The organism is Luteolibacter sp. LG18, from assembly GCF_036322585.1.
In the GTDB taxonomy this organism is placed as follows: Bacteria; Verrucomicrobiota; Verrucomicrobiia; order Verrucomicrobiales; family Akkermansiaceae; genus Luteolibacter.
In genome coordinates this window covers 873572-889982 of the sequence record NZ_AP024600.1, presented here as the reverse complement: position 1 = coordinate 889982, position 16411 = coordinate 873572, and the positions used below count along the sequence as shown (strand labels likewise).

Here is a 16411-nt window from a genome sequence, read left to right as displayed (position 1 = left end):
CATCCGGGCCTTAGCGCAACGGCGTCTTTTGTTTAATTCGTTCATTGTTAGTTGCATGAAACTTGTAAAATGCCTGTTCTCGCGCCTTTGTGGCGCCACTTCTGCCGCCGCCGGAATCACCTTCGTCATGGTCTCCGTGGCGCACGCCGCCAGCGGAACCTGGACCGATACCACCACCGGTCCGTCCAATTGGAGCGATACCGCCAAATGGTCGGGAGGCATCGTAGCCGATGCCTCCGGCTCGACGGCCAGCTTCACCAGCGATATCACGGCGAGCACGACCGTGACGCTCGATTCGGCCCGCACGATCACCAATATCGTGTTCTCCGACAATGGCGCCGCGGGCAGCCCATGGGTGCTCTCGGGTGGGAATACCCTGACCTTGGCGGGCACCACGCCCACCTTGACCACCACCACGGACGCGACGATCAGCTCCGTGATCACCGGCACCGTTGGCATGACCAAGGCTGGCTCGGGTCTCCTCGCGCTCAGCGCGCAGAGCACCTACACCGGCAACACCGTCGTCAATGGCGGCGTGCTGAGCCTGACGGGCGGCGGCGGCGGTTCGGGAACCATCCGCGGTACCGTCACGGTGAACACTGGAGCCACGCTGCGGCTCGCGACCGGTGACGCGACCGGCTACAACGGCGGTGCCACCGCGCTCACCAACCTCAACATCGTGGGCGGCACGCTCGATGTCAGCACCACCGGCAACCAGACGCTCGGCAACGCGGTCATCAACCTGACCGGCGGCAGCATGACCGGTGTGGCGAACAGCAACCTCGATTTCTTCAACGGCAGCTCGGCGCTCAATTCGCTGGCCTCTCCGACCACCTCCACCATCAGCGGGGTGAAACTGGACATCCGCCAGACGCAGGGCGCGGTCTTCACCGTGGCGAAGGGAACCACGGTCTCCGGCTACGACCTCGACATCTCCTCGGTGGTGTCGAACAACACCTACGGTCCGAACCCCTTCACGAAGGCCGGTGCGGGCACGCTGCGGTTCCTCGGGGCGAATGCCTACACCGGTGCCACCAATGTGAACGCGGGCACGCTGGTGCTCGACTACACCGCCAGCAACACCTCGAAGATCTCCAGCACCACGGCGACCTCGATCGCCGGTGGTGCCACGCTCCAGCTCACGGGAAATGCGGCGGCCGCGAGCACCCAGGCGGCCAAGGGGCTCAACCTGACCGGCGGCGGCACGGCGAAGATCGTGATGGCCACGGCTGCGGGGCAGACGCTTGGCGCGGATTTCAGCAGCGGCACGCTTGGCCTCGGCGGCTCGATCCTGAACGTGTCCGTCACCGGCACCGGGACCGCCCAGCTCAAGCTCCCTGGCACCACCGCCAACAGCGTGTTGCCATACGCCACCTACGGCACCGCCGGTTTGGCCTTCGCGCGGACGGATGCCAGCAACTTCGTGACCGGCGGCACGACCAACAACACGGCTTCCGATCTCGGCACCTGGGTTTCGGGTGCGACCCAATACGTGACCACCGGCGCGGCCTTCACCAACAGCGTGGGCGCGGGCGTGGTCATCGACGGCATCACCTTCAATGATGCGGCGGCACGCACCGTGACCATCGGCACGGGGAACACCCTGACCTTGAACGCCGGTGTCCTGGTCACCTCCACTGTCGCGGGCAATGCCTCCATCATCACCGGAGGCACGCTCACGACCTCGGCAGGCGGTACGCTGGCGCTCGTGAATGGTTCCACGGGTGTCCTCACCTTGTCGTCGAAGATCACGGACAACACGTCCTCGAAGCTTGCGGTTTACGGCCCGGGTGAAGTGAACATCACCAGCGGCACGAACGACTACGCGGGCGGCACCACGCTCAACAACGTCTTCGTGCGCCTCAGTGGCGGCAACCAGGGATTCGGCACCGGCGCGGTGACCGTCAATGGTTCCTCGAAGCTCGCCACCAACTCCGGCGGCGGCGCGGTCAACCTGGCGAACCCGGTGGCGATTTCCTCCGGTGGTTTCCTGAACGTGGACTCCGGCTATGCCTCCATGACCTTCTCTGGGGCGATCACCGGTGCGGGCGGCTTCGGCACCACTTCCAGCGGCACCACCATCCTGACGGCGGCGAACACCTACACGGGCGCCACCTTTGTCGGAGCGAACACCCTTTCGGTCACCGCGGCGGGCAGCCTCAATGGTTCCTCCGGCATCCAGGTGGCAGGTGGCGGCACGTTCACCAACGCGGGCAATCTCACCGTCACTGGAACCGGCGTCACCGACAATGCCGGTTCGACCGTGTCGCTCGCGGTGCTGCAATCCGGCACCTACAACAACACCGCCGGAACGGTGAACTTCGGGTCGATGGGCTTGAACGGAACGACCAACATCTCCGGCGGTACCCTCACGGACAGTGGCGCGTTCTTCACCGGCGAACAAACGGGAACGGGGCCCGGCGTGGTCAACCAGTCCGGCGGCACCGTGAACCTCACGACCTCCACGAACCAGATCCGTGTCGGTCATTGGTCCGTTGGCGGCAACATCTACAACCTGACGGGCGGCACGCTCAATGTTCCCAATGCGGCCTTCCAGGTCGGTTGGGATGGCACCACCACCTTCAAGGTCACCGGCACCGCCGTGGCGAACCTCAAACAACTGACGCTCGGCGCGAACAGCAACAACGCGAACACCGCCTACCTCGGTGACGCGTTCACGGGCAATTCCGGCGGCACGCTGAACCTCGGCACCGGCGGTATCGTGAAATCGAGCAATGGCGTGGTGAGCCTCGGCAATGGCACCGTCGGCGCTTACGCGGACTGGACCAGCACGGCGAACCTCACGCTTACCAGCACCGCGGGCACGACTTTCAACACGCTGGATTCGGTGGACCTCACCACCGCTCGCAACGTCACGCTTTCCGGCGTGCTCTCCGGCGCGGGTTCGGTGGTGAAGACCGGTGCCGGCACGCTGACGCTCTCCGGCACCAACACCTACACCGGTGACACGGTCGCGACCGGCGGCACGCTCTCGTTGGCGAACGCCTCGCTGGCGGACGTGGCCGACGTGAAGATCTCCAACGGCGCGATGCTCAATCTTGGCTTCGCCGGGACGGACACCATCGACGAGCTTTACATCGATGGCGTGCAGCAGGCTTCCGGCACCTGGGGTTCCCCGACCTCTTCGGCGGTGAACAAGACCAGCCGCATCACCGGTACCGGGATTCTCCAGGTCAATACCGGTGCCGCGGTGGCGACCTACGAGGATTGGGCGACCGCCAAGGGCCTGACCGTCGCGAACAACGGCAAGGCGCAGGATCCCGATGGCGACGGCCGCAACAACCTCCAGGAGTTCGCTTTCGATGAAGATCCGCTGTCGGGCAAGTCCGCCAGCAAGATGTCCGTGAAGGTTGCAACGGTGGACGGCCAGTCCGTGCTGACGTTGACGCTACCGGTTCGTGCCGCGGCCTCGTTCCCGGATGGGTATAGCGGGATGCTGGCGTCGTTGCCGGTGGATGGGTTCACCTACTACATCATGGGCAGCGTGGATCTCACCTACTGGAATCTCGACATTGCCGAGGTGCCATCCGGCCAGAGCGGTCCCCTGCAGGCGAATCTTCCCCCGCTTTCCAGCGGTTGGATTTACCGGTCGTTCTATGTGCCGGGCGCTCATCCGGGCGAACTTGAGAAATTGTTCATGCGCGCGTCGGTCTCCGAGTGACCGAGGTGGATTCCCCTTTTATCGGGTGAGGCAAGGCCCGCCCCGGTTTCGACCGGGGCGGGATATTTTTTGTCCGCGCCCGTGTCGGTAGAAATCCCCATGGAATAAATCGGGCGGGCACGGCGTAATCAGGCCCGCATGTTGAAACCCATCCTTCTGTCACTGGCCGCCCTGACCGCCTCCCTCGCGGCCAAGGAGGCGTATGAACTCTCCGCCCCCGTGGCGGACGGGCTGAACGACCCCATCGAGATCGCGCTGCTGCCGGATGGCGGAATGTTCGTGATCGAGCGCGAGGGCCGTGTCCTCCGCGTGAATCCGGAAACAGGCGGCATGTTCGAGGTCGCGAAGTTCGATGTCTCCGCCCTGCGTGCCGCCGATCCGGACAGCCCGGTGGCGCGGGAGGAGGGCTTGCTTGGCATCACCGTTGACCCGAAGTTCGTCACGAACGGGCGGCTCTACATTTACTACAGCGACCCGGTCAAAACGCTCAACCGCCTGTCCCGGTTCACCTATCGGGACGGGAAGATCGACCGGGCTTCGGAAAAGATGCTGCTGGAGATCCCGGTTGAACGGGACCGCAAGGTCTGCCACCAGGGAGGGTCGCTGTCGTTCGGGCCGGACGGCCTGCTCTACCTCAGCACCGGGGACAACACGAACCCGTTCGAGAGCAACGGCAACGCGCCGATCGACAACCGCCCGGACCGCGTCCAGTTCGATGCCCAGCGCAGCGCGGGGAACACCAACGACCTCCGTGGCAAGGTGCTCCGCATCCGGCCGACCGAGAACGGCTACGAGATTCCCGCGGGCAACTTGTTTCCGCCGGGCACGGCCAAAACCCGCCCGGAGATCTACGTCATGGGCTGCCGGAATCCCTACCGGATCTCGCTCGATCCGAAGGCGGGTGCGCTCTACTGGGGCGAGGTCGGTCCGGATGCCAACAACGACGGGCCACGGGGGCCGCGTGGTTACGACGAGGTGAACCAGGCCCGTGCCGCGGGCAACTATGGCTGGCCATTCCTCGTCGGGGATAACAAACCGTACCCGATCGTCGATTTCACCACCGGTCAGCCTGGCGAGATGACCGATCCCGCCGTGCCGAAAAATCCGGGGGCGCGGAACACCGGCCTGCCGGTCCTGCCGTCGGCCCGCTCCGCCTTCATCTGGTATCCCTACGCGGATAGTCCGGAGTTTCCGATGGTGGGGAAGGGATCCCGAAACGCGATGGCGGGGCCGGTGTTTTATTACGATGCATCCCGTAAATGGAACCTCCTCGGCAAGGAGGACGACCACACGCTCCTCACGTATGACTGGGCCCGTGGCCGGATGTGGAAGGCGAAGCTGGGTGAAGGCGAGAAGCTGGTTTCCCTGGCGCCCTTCGCCGACAAGCTGCTCCACCCGATGGACATGGAGATGGCGAAGGACGGCACCGTGTGGCTGCTCGAATACGGAACCAACTGGTGGTTCAACAAGGACGGACGCATCCGCCGCCTTCGCCCGGGAACGGACAACCATGCACCCGAGATTTCCGCCGCGGCCGTGACGGGGAAGAACGGCACCTACGCGGTGACGGCTTCCTCCGATGCCGATGGCGATCCAGTGACCGTCCGCTGGTTCCTCACCAGCGGCACCGCGGAGAAGGATCTCGGCACGGCGGCCACCGTCACGGTGGCGGAAGGTTCCGGCACCGAGCTCCGCGCCGTCGCCACCGATGGCAAGGGCGGTGTCGCGATCAAGCGGTTCCCGCTGGTGAAACAGGACGCACAGCCCGAGCTGGCACTCCAGTTGGAAGGAAAGCCGAAAGCCCTCGGGTTCGGAGAGACGGTGAAGTTCCAGGTCAAATCCTCCGTGGCCCCGGACGCGAAGACGGTCTCCGTCCGTGCCCGTTACATCCCGCCGACCGGCCATGATGCCGGTGGTCCGGAATTCGCACCGGACATCCAGGAACTGGTGACGTCCCGCCTGTGCCTCGCCTGCCACCAGGTGGACCAGGCTTCCGTCGGGCCGCGGTATGTCGACGTGGCGTTGCGGAACCGTGACCGCACCGATGCCGTGGAGTATCTCAAGGGCCGTGTGCTCAAGGGTAGCACCGGCGATTGGGGTGAGGTGCCAATGCCCGCGCAGGCGATCAGCGAGGCGGAGGCCGACAAGATCGTGAAGGCGATCTTGCATCTCGGCGATGGCATTTCCGCCACCAAGGGCACCCTCTCCGGGGAGTTGAAACTGCCGCCCGCACCGGCTTCCGCCGCGCCCGGCGGTGCCTGGGAAATCCTCGTGGAAGCCAATGGCTATCTCCCGACCCGCACTCGCGTGGGCGCTAAGTAGCACAAGTTTTCAACTTGTGAGTGCTTGCAGCGGACTTGGTGATCCCTGCCATGGGAGTTGAGAAATCCGAAAAAGGCCGAAAAGGCCGAAAAACCCCGAAAAATGGGGCTTTCCAGGGCCATCACCCCGAAAAACCCCTTTTGAGAAAAAACCGGCCCGAAAACCCCGGTTTGCCACCGAAATGAGAAAAACGAACGCGGGTTCGCTTCTCAGTGGCCAGGCGCTTGCAACGGCCTTGCAGAGGGGTGGCCGGGCGGGTGCAAAACCCGAATCAGGATGGGTTCCGCATCCTCGGAATCGTCGAAGTAGGACACGGCGTGGGTGTGGGTCAACCAGGCCACGGCCTCCAATGCGGCCCTATTCCCCTGGATATTGATCTCCGATCGGTTCGCGAGGGCGGCGGCGGCCAGCATCTGGTCGACCTTGCCGTCCTGCCTGGCTTCCAGGTGCGCCAGCAGTCGTTCGTAATCCTCGGCAGGCAGCGAAATCTCCATAGGTTCGGCATCGTGGAGGTGGATCATCCGGGCCGTCAAACCGGGATTTCAGCCAATGCCGGGGGCCGCTCCTCCTGAAAATCAGAGTCCGGGAAGTGTTGGTCCATCCGGGGAATTCCGGTCCGCTTCCTGTCGAAGCCTCCAAGCCAAGTGGGAGTGGTTGCGTTCCTGGATGTCCTGGAGGCTTTGCCTATTTGCCGCTTCCTGTTCCTTGGCAAGGTGCAGTTTCGTGCGGTTGGGTAGGTTCCCCCCGTTGATCCAAGGCTCCATCTCCCTCCAGTCGGCGAACGCGCACGGCTGGCGGTCGTTCATGCCGTCCAGCAAGGATGATGCCGGTTCGGTCAGCATCGCGGCGAACAGACGCTTTTCCGGACCGATTTCCCACAGGCCTGGAACGTAGAACCCACTCGTCACCACCGGGCGCTTGGCGTAGATCCGCCACTTCTGCCCGGTGGTCTTGTCGGTTTCGTAGTAATCGCTCACCAGGAAGAGGCAGCGAGAAGCCTGAGCCCACATGCCCGTCCCGACCTTCTCGGCCCGCGCATTGTAGATGGTGGGGTTGAAATCCCGGCTCCATCCCCATCGCATGGGCACCGCGACAGGCACCCGCATGCGGCCGATGGCGATCACCAAGGCCATCTCAGACGGCCTCACCAAATCGGCTTCCGGAGCAGCCTGGTGCGACAAATAGGACTCGCGGGCAGTGTTCGGAATGGTGGCCTGGTGGGAGTTTCGGCGGCTCCTGAACAGATTGCACATGGCCCCAAATTGGACCATGGCCAGCCCTCCGGCAAATACTCAGAACGGAACGTCGCGGGGGGCGAGGTCGCCCGGATCGGCGGGCTGGACGGGCTTGCGGCGCTGGCTCTTGTTCCGGTTTTCGGGGCTTCCCTTGCCCTCGCGGGCGGTGATCCGGTTGCGGATGGTGTGGTGGAGCTGCTCCAGTTGGGGCGCGGTCAGGAGTTCCTTCAGGCGTTCGAACCGGCATTTCTGGATGCCGAATTTCTGAGCCGCCACGAACACCACGTAGCCCTCCTGGATCGGGCCGCCGTTGGCCTTGATGCTGTGCCAGGAGGCGGCGTAGGCGGGCGACTGCGGTTCCACCGGCTCGGCGGCCAGCTCGGCGTGCAGGCGGAGATCGGTGGCGATGATGGCCAGCCACTTCTCGCGCTCCTCGTGGGTGTCCTGGACGTCGCCGTGGTCGCGGACCTTGCCGGTCTTGAGACCGTAGGGCAGGGCTTCCTCCTCCCGGCCCGCGAGGACGAGGAAGTGAACCATGAGATCGCGGAAATGCAGGCCGTCGCAGGCGCTGATGCCGGGGCGCTTCACGGCCGCCATCACCTCAGCGTGACGCCACTGTTCGAACGTCACACCATCCTCGATGTTGCCGACATGCTTCTGGAGGTCGAATGCCTGGCGGGCCGTGATCGCGATCTTTTGGCGCGTCTGCGGCTTGAGGTTGCCCTGGCGCTTCGGGGCTTTCTTTGCGGCCTTCTTCGCCGGGGCGCGGCCGGTGGTTTTATCGGTTTTCATGGCTGGGAGGGATGCGCACGGGGCGCGGTGGATGGGGTTTAAAAACTAGGGAAGGATTCGCGCATGGGCGCAGAAATCACCGAAGGAGTCCGGAGGGCGGAAGCCCTGCCGGGCGGGGAGAAAAATGCATTAAAAACTAAGGGCTAATGGAGGCCGTATGACACTTGCAGCACACATCTACGCCATCCTTACCATCGTGATCGCCCTTGCCTCTCTCATCGTCATGATCCGCAAATGACATCAGGAGGAAGCCCACAGCCCGCACGCCGGGCACTGTCCGCCTTTTGGGGTGTCCGTGCCGCAGGCCGAGCAGGGCTTGGCGTTTTTGATGGGAGCCGGAAGGCCAATCAGCCGGAGCCGTGGCTCATAGGGCTGGTTGGTTTCCAGCTTCAGTTCGGTGTCACTGCGATACTCCGACTTATAAGGCATGTAGTAGGAGCCTGAATCATCACACTCCCATTGGACCCGTTCCATGGAGCCGAGCAGCTCGATTGCCTTGGTGGCCTTGGGCAAGCTTTCGAAGGCAAAGGACAGGTGGCCGAAAGTGACAATGTGGACGGACTTCGATGCGTTGGTTTTTCGGGCCATGGTCAGATCAGGTTGCCGGTGGTGTCCTCGCCCTTGGTGCGGGTTTCGGGGGTGGCGTTGCGGAGGTTGAAGTGGCGGGCCTGGGCTTCGATCTTCGCGAGGTAGATCCGGCCGGTGCCGCGATCGATGACGACTCGGCGGTAGAGGAGTTTGTGCAGGCCGTCGTAATCGATCGTGCCTTCGGTTTTCTTGCGGTCCTTCACGACTGCGACCTTCACGGTCCAGGGATCTGCCTCGTCCTCAAAGAGGGGCTGTTGTTTGGGCTTTCGCTTCGCACTCATGACTGGCGGTGTTTGGTGGAGGCTGGGGGTTATGGGCGGCCGCCGCGTTTGACGGCGGCGGTGAGGCTCTTGATGTCGGCCACGGTGGCGGTTTCGTGGGGCTCGGCGGGAGCGGGTTCCGGCTTCGGTGCCGGGCGGTAGCGGGAGGCGGCCTGCTCGATCTCCGGCGGGTCGATCCACATGCGGTCCTTGATCCAGCGGGCGAGACCGCGGATGTAGGCGCCGCCGTCCTTCTTCCACTGCTCGCACTGGCACCAGGCGGCGAGGGCCGCGAGGATGGTTGCCTGGGTGGGTCGTTCCTTCACGGGGACCGCGAGCCAGGCCACCTCCACCTCGTGCTTGGAATTACGCTGGCGGGCCATCTTCGGGGCGGCCTTCCAGAGCGCGGCGAGCAGGGCCTTGTCTTCGTCGGTGAGCTTGCCCTTCGACTTGCGCTTGAGCAGCTCGATCGCTTGCTCGCAATCGTCGACGACGATCAAGCAAAGGGCGGCTTGGTCCCACTCGCTGGCGCGGGTGTGGATCTTCTCGTTGTGAGCGTGGAGATCGCGCTGGGCTTCGAGAATGGCGATGGCGTGTTTCATCGGGGAAAGTGGGGAGTGATCAGAAAGGAACCGGTGGCGGGCGGCCCGCTGCTTGCAGTCAGCGGCACGGGTGCAACCGTGGCCCGCCACCGGAGAGGGGTTAGGAGGCGTGGACTTGTTCGATGAGCTCTTCGGCTTCACGAAGGGACTCGATGGGCCACTCTGGGTCTTCGATCTCAAAGTGGCGCATGTAGTTCACCAGGTGCTCCAGGGCGGACAGAAGCCGGGGATGCTCCTCGGCCTTCCTTTCGAGTTCGGAAAGGCTGACGCCTGCCCGGGCAAGGTGGCTGGAACCAAGGGCGAGGTTGATGTCGTGCATCACGTCGTCCTGACTCTCCACTGATAGGTCGGATTGAGCGGGCATAGGTGGGTTTGGTTAGAGGCGAAGAACGGACAGGAATGTCCTCGCTCCCAGTTAGACTTCGTCGTCGGTGGCGGTCTTGATGCGGTTCGCGTCGTCGCTCTTGGATTCGATGAAGAACGATTCCTTGGTGTCGACCCGCAGGCCGAGTTCGGCGAGCTGGGCCTCGGTGAGCTTCGCGCCCTTGAGCTTCTCCTTGTCGATCTCCTCGACGACGCGGACGTATTCCGTGAGGCCGCGATCCTTGAGGCGGGCGAGCACCGTTTCCCAGGTGTGGTTCTTGTTGAGCAGGCACAGGGCGGGCGTGCCCTCGCGGATGCCGAAGCGTGCCAGGGCGGACGCGGCCGACTTGAGCTTGCCGAAGAGCGAGGCCTTCTTCGCCTTGCAGTAGGTGGCGCAGAGGTTGGTGAGCGCCTTGATCAGCGTGCCCTTTTCCTCAATCTGCGCATCGTGCTTGGTGCGGACCTTCTGAAGGTCGATGTCGCGGGCGGCTTCAAGGCCCCGCTTCTCGGCTTCCAGCACCGCGACCTTGTCGACGGTGGCGTGAAGGTCTTCGGTGGTTTCGATCGCGGGCAGTTTGGATGGTTTCGATTTGGCCATGGTGGTGGGTGGTTTGCGTTGGAGGTGGGTTATTCGACCGGCGGGCATTCGCCGGGGTATGGGGGAAGGTCGGTCCAGTGGGTGACGGGCGACTGGAACGGGAGGCCGCAGAGGGACAGCCAGCCGTCGCGCTCATCGAAGTAGCCCGAGTTGATGTCGCCGCCGGAGAAGACCAGGACGTGCCCTTCGGGCTTGCTGGTGGCAGCGTCGTTCCAGATGTCCGGGCCGCCGCCGTCCATCGCGAGATCCATGAGGAACCACGCTTGGATCTGGCGGGCGTAATCGCGGAGGCGCTCGACGATCGGGACGCCGGCCGATTGCTGGGCCTTCATGTTGCCTGCGACCACGTCGAGATACTCGGCGATCTCATCGGCCATCTTCGCGCCATCGGACGAGGAACTGGCCAGGACGGCACCGAGGGAATCGCCCTCGGCGAGTTGGTGGAGGTCGGCGGCCTGGGCGAGCATCTCGGCGACCTGTTGTTCGTCGATGATGTCCGGGATGACGGGGCGTGGAGCGATCATGGCTTCGTTTGCTGGGCTTCGAGCTGGCTGCGGAGATCGCCCAGGGCGGCGAGGCTCCGGCCGATGTGGGCTTCGGTGCGGCGGATGGATGCGATGGTCTTGTCCTTCTCACGGCCCAGCAGATGGGCGTGCGTTTCGAGGGTTTCCGACCAGGCGTCGAACAAGGCCGATGCGGCGGCGGTGGTGGGTAGATCGGTTTTCATCGGTCGAGGGATTCGCGGATTTCGCGGAGGGCGGCGCGGGTGTCCTCCCGTTCGTGATCGGGGCGGGGCTTCGCGTTGAGGTGCTGCTGGTGTCTCCAGCCGCGATACCATTCCTGGCGGTCGTGGCCGGAGACGCGGGCGTCATCGAAGTGACAGGGCTTGCCCTCGGTGAAGGCGTCCCGCCCGCGATCGAACCAAAGGACTTTGCGGCTCATTTGGCGGCGGTGGAGAGGGTGGCCAGGTTGTCGAAGGCCTCGACGAAGTGCGCCCAGGTGTAGGTCTCATTGCGGCGCTTGGCGCGGCGGGCACCGCTGCGGAGGTGGACGTTGAACTTGCGGAGGCCGTGCGCGTCCACGAGGTCTTTGACGATCTCGGCGGCGTCCGGCTCAGCCGCTCCAGGTGTGGCCAGGCCGAAGTGTTTCAGCATCGCCTCGTAGTCCTTGCGGGTGGACTTCCCGGGCAGGCGGAACTCGTAGCCCCGGTCCAGGAGCTGGCTGAGGATCTCCTTCTGCGTGCCGGTCTTGAACTCGCTGATCATCCGCTCGGTGCCGATCAGGGCCATGCCGCAGCCGGAGCGGTCGTAGATCTCGCGGAGGAACTCGCAGCAGTTCGCGGCCATGTCCGGGCGCATCGTGGCGAACAGCTCGTGCAGCTCATCGACGATCAGGAGCCGCTGGCCAGCGGACAGCACGCCGACGATCTTCTCGCGGACGGTGAACTGGTTCTGGTTCTTCACCGTGACGCCGAGCGAGCGGGCCACGTGGTGGACGAACTGCGGGAAGGTGCAGCGGGCCAGGCAGCGGACGTAGACCGTCTTGCCATGGTTGTTCAGGCGGCGGTATTCCTCGGCCACGGTGGTCTTGCCGATCCCCTTCTCTCCCCACAGCAGGCCGACAAGGTTCAGCTCGCGGAGTTCGTCGAAGATCTCGAACATGCGCTTGGCCAGCGCCGTCATCGTGAAATCCGGATTGGCGACGGTGCCCTTGAAGGCCACCCGGCTGTTTTCGAGGCGATCGCACACGTTGCCGATGTTGCCTTCGTAAACGCCACGGAAGACGCGGGTCAGCGTGGTGGAGTGTTCGCCGCTGTGCTTGGCGAGCTGGCGGAGCGTCCAGCTCTCCTCCTTGGCGAGGTAGTACCAGAAGCGCAGGGTCTCCTGCTGCTCCTCATCGAGCGCCTTGATGACGAGTTCGAATTGATCGGGAGCGATGCCGTAGTTGGTTCCGGCGTGGGGGCTTCTAACGGTGGAGTCTTGTTCTTTCATGGGGTGGCGGTGTGAGAGGTGGGGAATCAGTCGTCGAGGGAGGCGAAGGGGTCGTGGATCACGGGCGCGGGTGGGGCCGGTTGCGGGCCGGGCTCGGCGTCCCAATCGCGCTCGCTGCCACGGCCCTGCAGGCGGTTTGCAGCAGCGGTGCGGTGGCCTTTCTTCCCGGCCTCGGTGCGGGCGGCGGCGATCTCTTCCGGGGTCACCGGCTTGCCGCTCACGACGCGGGCATTGTGGGCGCGGAGGTCTTGCGCCTCCTGCACCACCTCGGTGTGGATGATGCGGCTCGGCTCCAGGATGTCGGCGACGCGCTCGTGTTTCTCGATCGCGGCCTCGCGGAGGTCGTTGCTGCGGATCTCCGGGCGGGACTCGAAAGGCGCGGCGGAACCGAAGGCATCGGGATCGATGGGCAGCACCTTCTTGAAGAGCGGCACCTCGCCGAGCGGGCGGCCCTTGGCATCCATCACGAAGGCCGTGGCGCTGTTGTAGGGATTGGCGAACATGCTCACCTTCTCGCCGTGCGCGATCTCGCCACGGCTGCGGAGGAAGCGGGATTTGTAGATGAGCGGCTCGGCGGAAATGTCCTTGTCCTCGAATTCCAGGAAGCCGCGTTTGCAGGTCACCTCGCGGGCCAGATCGCCGCCGATGATCTCGCAGTAGACGGAGGCGGGAAGCGGCAGGAACGACTTGCGGGCCGGTTCGTGGATCTCGATCGGGCTGAGGTTGCGGCGGCGGCTCCAGTCCTGCGGAGCCGCATTCGCGCTGTGGCGGATGATGGCCTGCGAGGCTTCCGGCAGTCCGAGGAAGGCCTGCTCGTTGAGGAACAGCCCGCTGCCAGGAAGCGCGGTGTATTCGGTGATGACGTGGCCGAGCGCTTCCCAGTCCTGAAGCTCGTGATCGGTGCGGGCGTTCAGCCCGTGCTGGTAGTAGTCGGTGACGAGCGGCCAGAACTGGGTGTGGAAGTCGAGGGCGGGCAGCTTGAGCTGGTCGAGGCGCTCCGGGAATTTCTTCAACACATCGCGGACGATGCGGGAGATGTAGGCGAGCTGCCGATCGGTCGTGACGGGGCGGTGGTCGCTGTCCAGGCCGGTCTGGAGCAACAGGTGCCCGAGGTCGTTGTGGATGAGGCTGTGCACCACTTCCAGCGCGGCCTTGGCGCGGAAGTTGCCGCCCTCGCTGCCGCTCCAGAATCCGCACAGCGCGGCCTGCTTGCCTTCGATCGGCTGGCGCTCCACGCGGATCATGCCGCCGGTGGCATCGTAGAGGATGCGCTCGATGTCCTCGCTGATCGCGGCGGTGCCGTGCTCCGCCATATACATCGTGCCGCGTGGCGAGTAGCCGAAGTTCCAGAGATCCCCCGCCAGGTAGAAGCGCATCTCGCGCATCTTGAGGTTTTCGAATCCGGAGCCGTCTTCCTTCCGCATGCGCGGCTTCGCGCCGTAGTTGTAGCGGCAGGCGCTGAACAGATCGAGCGAGCCGAGTTCCAGCACGCGGGTCAGCTCGCGCTTGCGGCCGACGGTGACGAAGTTGTCGTGCCACACGTCGTCCAGTTGCCGGACGGCTCCCGGCCACAGGCCGACGCGGGTGGTGAGCACGGTGGGCAGGAAGGGATTCGTCTTGCTGCTGGTGCCAATGCGGATCGAGCGGCGGCGCGCCTGGTTCGTCTCCTCCTGGACAATCGCGTAGAGGCGTCGGTCGCTCCACCCTTCCGGCAGTTCCGGCCATCCCACCCAATCCTCGTAGCCGGGGATCGTCTTCGCCCGGGTCTTCCAATCCTGACGCAGCTTGCGGAAGGCGGCGCGGCCGTTGCGCTGGTGTTTCTCGAAACGGCGGGCCAGTTCGGCCCGGAACACCGGCAGGCTGGTGCGGGCCATTTCCGCCGGGGTCACCATGCGGCGGCTGTCCACCAGCACCTTCCAGTCCCCGCCGCTGTTACGAAGATCATCGTATTTCCGGCGGGCGGTGCTGTAGGAGATGCCGAGGCGCTGGGCCATCTCCTGAAGCCACTTCGTGACGCCGCGCTTCGGGGCCTCCGCGAGTTCACGCAGCCAGGCGCGGACGAGCGGCCGGTGATCGAGGGGCACGTCCTCCCAATCCTGGGAAGCGTAGTCGGGGTGAACGATGGTGAGGTGCATGGGTGAAGAGTTTGCTGGTTTTCAGTTGGCAGTTTTCAGCAAGACGGAGAGTGCCGAGTCAGCAGTGATTAGTGATCAGCGGAGGAATGGGGCGAAGATCACCACGATGCAGAACACGATCTGCACGACGCAGGCGGCATAGGTGGCGATCGCCAGCCAGACGTGACGGGGGCCGAACTCGACCACGTGGCAGAAACGGAACTGCAACAGGGCGGCGGCGAGCAGGAGATGGGGTGTCAGGTCCATGGCGGTCACTTGATCCGGGTTTTGACCTGGTCGTGTTGGGACTTCAGGAACTCGGCGGCTCCCTTGAGATCGGCCTGCGGGAGGTCGTCGAGCTGGCCGAGGGACACGGCCTTGTGCCATCGCTCGATCAGGCCGTTGAAGGCGTGGCGGGCTTCCTCGATCCGCTGCTGCTTCTCCTGAGCCTTGGTAAGCGGCGCGGGGGTTGCGGTCTCCTCTTCCTCCTCGGGCTCGTCCTCGTCGTCCCCGGCGATGTAGGTGATCGCGGTGGAGGGCTTCGGGATCTGGCGCTTCTTGCCGACGCCCCACTCCACGGCGAGCTGCTGGAGCGTCTCGCCATCGGCCTTTTTCGAAACGGCGGTGCTCAGGGTCTTGAGCTGGCCTTCCTCCCACTCGGTCATCGGCTGCTCGAAGGGCAGTCCCTGCAATTCGGGCAGATGCTTTTTAGAGGCCTTGGCCATGTCCATCAGCCGTTGACCCCAGCGGATGGAGAAGTCGAAAACCGGCTCGTCCGCGCCCTTGAATCCGTCGAAAAGCGCTTCCCACTTGCCATGCTTGGTCTGCTTTTTCAGGTCGAGCAGGGCGTGCCCGGCCATGATCAGGTGGGCGCAGGATTGGCGGTGGTGGTGCTGCGCGGCCTGCCAATGGTGGTTGATGGCGGCGGCTCCGGTGGCGGCCAAAAACGAACTCGTGTTCGTTTTTGCCAGCGTTCCGGCCGGGGGCAGCACCTCCATGTCGATGACTTTGGGGGCGTTCTTGGGAGTCTTCTTGGATGGCATGGGTGGAAATCAGGAAAGGGATTCAGCGGATTCGGAGAGGCTGGCGGCGCGGCGTTCGCGCCAGGCGTCCTTCCATTCGGCGAGCTTGCGCTCCTGGCTGGTGCGGTTCCGCAGCCACCGGTCGCAGGCGCGGTCGAAGTCGTAGAACTCGTAGAGGGTCGGGCTTTCGTCCCGGGCCATGCGGTCTTCGGTGATGCGGTCGATGCCGATGGCGAGGGGCACCCCTCCGGCGGACGATGCGGGGCGGCGGCTCATGGTCAGGCGCGTTCGATGGGGCAGCGGGCGATCCGGCGGGCGGGGCGGTTGAGGCGGGCCGGGCCGTCGTTCGACTCGATGAAGAGGAAGAGTCGGTGCAGCGCGTTGCAGCCCTTGGCGATGATCACGACCGCGACGGCCAGGATCAGGAGGGCGAGGATGCCGAGGCCGGATTCCACGCAGAGGAGGACCGCACCGGCGGTGAGCGCAGCGGTGCCGATGAGGGCCACGGCGATCGCGGGGATGGCAAAGCACGCGAGGGTTTTCATGTCAGTGGGTGCGGGTGATGAAGGACCGGCGGATGGCTTCCAGGGCGAGGGCTTCGGCCCGCTGGATCTCGCGGATGGTCATGCCGAGTTCGCGGGCGAGCTGGCGTTGGGAGATCCGCCCGGGCGGCGGCACTTCGCCGGACGCCTGGCGCTGGTGCAGGGAGAGCACGCGCTGATCGAAGGCGAGTTGTTCGGGGGTGCGATCGTCGGACATGGGTGAGGGTGATCAGTGGGCTTGAGGGGGAACGGACGGACGGCCACAGTCCGGGCATGGACGAGGAACTAGTGAGACTGCGG

Annotated in this window: 20 protein-coding genes; 2 read left to right on the top strand and 18 right to left on the bottom strand. The window is 64.7% G+C overall.

The features are described 5' to 3' along the window. Positions 1 to 55 precede the first annotated feature (55 nt). Positions 56 to 3682, top strand: a complete 3627-nt coding sequence (locus llg_RS03720) for an autotransporter-associated beta strand repeat-containing protein (protein WP_338288172.1) — start codon at positions 56 to 58, stop codon at positions 3680 to 3682. Positions 3683 to 3820: 138 nt separating this feature from the next. Further along, positions 3821 to 6004 (top strand): PQQ-dependent sugar dehydrogenase, encoded by a 2184-nt coding sequence (locus llg_RS03715; protein WP_338288171.1) that lies wholly within the window; start codon positions 3821 to 3823, stop codon positions 6002 to 6004. 209 nt (positions 6005 to 6213) lie between these two features. Here llg_RS03715 and llg_RS03710 read toward each other — a convergent pair whose 3' ends face one another. The 18 genes from llg_RS03710 to llg_RS03625 all read right to left on the bottom strand — a co-directional run bounded on the left by llg_RS03710 (position 6214) and on the right by llg_RS03625 (position 16328). Beyond that, entirely contained in the window at positions 6214 to 6525 is a 312-nt protein-coding gene (locus llg_RS03710; protein WP_338287171.1) for a hypothetical protein, read from the bottom strand. 54 nt (positions 6526 to 6579) lie between these two features. Beyond that, complete coding sequence (locus llg_RS03705; protein ID WP_338287172.1) at positions 6580 to 7137, bottom strand: SOS response-associated peptidase family protein; 558 nt, start codon at positions 7135 to 7137, stop codon at positions 6580 to 6582. Positions 7138 to 7296: 159 nt separating this feature from the next. Beyond that, entirely contained in the window at positions 7297 to 8031 is a 735-nt protein-coding gene (locus llg_RS03700; RefSeq protein WP_338287173.1) for a hypothetical protein, read from the bottom strand. A 240-nt stretch (positions 8032 to 8271) separates the two neighbouring features. Next, complete coding sequence (locus tag llg_RS03695) at positions 8272 to 8619, bottom strand: hypothetical protein (RefSeq protein ID WP_338287174.1); 348 nt, start codon at positions 8617 to 8619, stop codon at positions 8272 to 8274. Between the two features lie 2 nt (positions 8620 to 8621). Next, entirely contained in the window at positions 8622 to 8900 is a 279-nt protein-coding gene (locus tag llg_RS03690; RefSeq protein WP_338287176.1) for a hypothetical protein, read from the bottom strand. Positions 8901 to 8929: 29 nt separating this feature from the next. Further along, entirely contained in the window at positions 8930 to 9481 is a 552-nt protein-coding gene (locus tag llg_RS03685; RefSeq protein WP_338287177.1) for a hypothetical protein, read from the bottom strand. 100 nt (positions 9482 to 9581) lie between these two features. Next, complete coding sequence (locus llg_RS03680; RefSeq protein WP_338287178.1) at positions 9582 to 9845, bottom strand: hypothetical protein; 264 nt, start codon at positions 9843 to 9845, stop codon at positions 9582 to 9584. 51 nt (positions 9846 to 9896) lie between these two features. Next, positions 9897 to 10442, bottom strand: coding sequence for a host-nuclease inhibitor Gam family protein (locus tag llg_RS03675; RefSeq protein WP_338287179.1), 546 nt, complete (start codon positions 10440 to 10442; stop codon positions 9897 to 9899). Positions 10443 to 10471: 29 nt separating this feature from the next. Then, positions 10472 to 10966: a hypothetical protein gene (locus tag llg_RS03670; RefSeq protein ID WP_338287180.1), complete on the bottom strand. Its 495-nt coding sequence runs from the start codon at positions 10964 to 10966 to the stop codon at positions 10472 to 10474. Continuing rightward, complete coding sequence (locus llg_RS03665; protein WP_338287181.1) at positions 10963 to 11169, bottom strand: hypothetical protein; 207 nt, start codon at positions 11167 to 11169, stop codon at positions 10963 to 10965. The genes llg_RS03670 and llg_RS03665 overlap by 4 nt, the downstream gene beginning before the upstream one ends. After that, positions 11166 to 11384 (bottom strand): hypothetical protein, encoded by a 219-nt coding sequence (locus tag llg_RS03660; RefSeq protein ID WP_338287182.1) that lies wholly within the window; start codon positions 11382 to 11384, stop codon positions 11166 to 11168. The genes llg_RS03665 and llg_RS03660 overlap by 4 nt, the downstream gene beginning before the upstream one ends. After that, positions 11381 to 12433 (bottom strand): ATP-binding protein, encoded by a 1053-nt coding sequence (locus llg_RS03655; protein ID WP_338287183.1) that lies wholly within the window; start codon positions 12431 to 12433, stop codon positions 11381 to 11383. Before llg_RS03655 ends, llg_RS03660 begins: the two co-directional genes overlap by 4 nt. Positions 12434 to 12459: 26 nt before the next feature. Further along, a complete protein-coding gene (locus llg_RS03650) occupies positions 12460 to 14568 on the bottom strand; it encodes a hypothetical protein (RefSeq protein WP_338287184.1) in 2109 nt (702 codons plus the stop codon). A gap of 75 nt (positions 14569 to 14643) precedes the next feature. Further along, positions 14644 to 14814 (bottom strand): hypothetical protein, encoded by a 171-nt coding sequence (locus llg_RS03645; RefSeq protein WP_338287185.1) that lies wholly within the window; start codon positions 14812 to 14814, stop codon positions 14644 to 14646. Between the two features lie 5 nt (positions 14815 to 14819). Beyond that, positions 14820 to 15590, bottom strand: coding sequence for a hypothetical protein (locus tag llg_RS03640; protein ID WP_338287186.1), 771 nt, complete (start codon positions 15588 to 15590; stop codon positions 14820 to 14822). Positions 15591 to 15599: 9 nt separating this feature from the next. Beyond that, positions 15600 to 15845, bottom strand: coding sequence for a hypothetical protein (locus tag llg_RS03635; RefSeq protein ID WP_338287187.1), 246 nt, complete (start codon positions 15843 to 15845; stop codon positions 15600 to 15602). 2 nt (positions 15846 to 15847) lie between these two features. Continuing rightward, a complete protein-coding gene (locus tag llg_RS03630; protein WP_338287189.1) occupies positions 15848 to 16114 on the bottom strand; it encodes a hypothetical protein in 267 nt (88 codons plus the stop codon). Position 16115: 1 nt separating this feature from the next. Continuing rightward, complete coding sequence (locus llg_RS03625; protein ID WP_338287190.1) at positions 16116 to 16328, bottom strand: hypothetical protein; 213 nt, start codon at positions 16326 to 16328, stop codon at positions 16116 to 16118. Between the last annotated feature and the right edge of the window lie 83 nt (positions 16329 to 16411).

Excerpts from the sequence above, each read along its gene's own strand:
- llg_RS03665 (WP_338287181.1), bottom strand. The coding sequence starts at position 11,169 with ATGAAAACCGATCTACCCACCACCGCCGCCGCATCGGCCTTGTTCGAC.
- llg_RS03680 (WP_338287178.1), bottom strand. The coding sequence starts at position 9,845 with ATGCCCGCTCAATCCGACCTATCAGTGGAGAGTCAGGACGACGTGATG.
- llg_RS03685 (WP_338287177.1), bottom strand. The coding sequence starts at position 9,481 with ATGAAACACGCCATCGCCATTCTCGAAGCCCAGCGCGATCTCCACGCT.
- llg_RS03625 (WP_338287190.1), bottom strand. The coding sequence starts at position 16,328 with ATGTCCGACGATCGCACCCCCGAACAACTCGCCTTCGATCAGCGCGTG.
- llg_RS03635 (WP_338287187.1), bottom strand. The coding sequence starts at position 15,845 with ATGAGCCGCCGCCCCGCATCGTCCGCCGGAGGGGTGCCCCTCGCCATC.
- llg_RS03675 (WP_338287179.1), bottom strand. The coding sequence starts at position 10,442 with ATGGCCAAATCGAAACCATCCAAACTGCCCGCGATCGAAACCACCGAA.
- llg_RS03700 (WP_338287173.1), bottom strand. The coding sequence starts at position 8,031 with ATGAAAACCGATAAAACCACCGGCCGCGCCCCGGCGAAGAAGGCCGCA.
- llg_RS03710 (WP_338287171.1), bottom strand. The coding sequence starts at position 6,525 with ATGATCCACCTCCACGATGCCGAACCTATGGAGATTTCGCTGCCTGCC.
- llg_RS03660 (WP_338287182.1), bottom strand. The coding sequence starts at position 11,384 with ATGAGCCGCAAAGTCCTTTGGTTCGATCGCGGGCGGGACGCCTTCACC.
- llg_RS03645 (WP_338287185.1), bottom strand. The coding sequence starts at position 14,814 with ATGGACCTGACACCCCATCTCCTGCTCGCCGCCGCCCTGTTGCAGTTC.
- llg_RS03640 (WP_338287186.1), bottom strand. The coding sequence starts at position 15,590 with ATGCCATCCAAGAAGACTCCCAAGAACGCCCCCAAAGTCATCGACATG.
- llg_RS03630 (WP_338287189.1), bottom strand. The coding sequence starts at position 16,114 with ATGAAAACCCTCGCGTGCTTTGCCATCCCCGCGATCGCCGTGGCCCTC.
- llg_RS03650 (WP_338287184.1), bottom strand. The coding sequence starts at position 14,568 with ATGCACCTCACCATCGTTCACCCCGACTACGCTTCCCAGGATTGGGAG.
- llg_RS03655 (WP_338287183.1), bottom strand. The coding sequence starts at position 12,433 with ATGAAAGAACAAGACTCCACCGTTAGAAGCCCCCACGCCGGAACCAAC.
- llg_RS03695 (WP_338287174.1), bottom strand. The coding sequence starts at position 8,619 with ATGGCCCGAAAAACCAACGCATCGAAGTCCGTCCACATTGTCACTTTC.
- llg_RS03720 (WP_338288172.1), top strand. The coding sequence starts at position 56 with ATGAAACTTGTAAAATGCCTGTTCTCGCGCCTTTGTGGCGCCACTTCT.
- llg_RS03715 (WP_338288171.1), top strand. The coding sequence starts at position 3,821 with ATGTTGAAACCCATCCTTCTGTCACTGGCCGCCCTGACCGCCTCCCTC.
- llg_RS03690 (WP_338287176.1), bottom strand. The coding sequence starts at position 8,900 with ATGAGTGCGAAGCGAAAGCCCAAACAACAGCCCCTCTTTGAGGACGAG.
- llg_RS03705 (WP_338287172.1), bottom strand. The coding sequence starts at position 7,137 with ATGGCCTTGGTGATCGCCATCGGCCGCATGCGGGTGCCTGTCGCGGTG.
- llg_RS03670 (WP_338287180.1), bottom strand. The coding sequence starts at position 10,966 with ATGATCGCTCCACGCCCCGTCATCCCGGACATCATCGACGAACAACAG.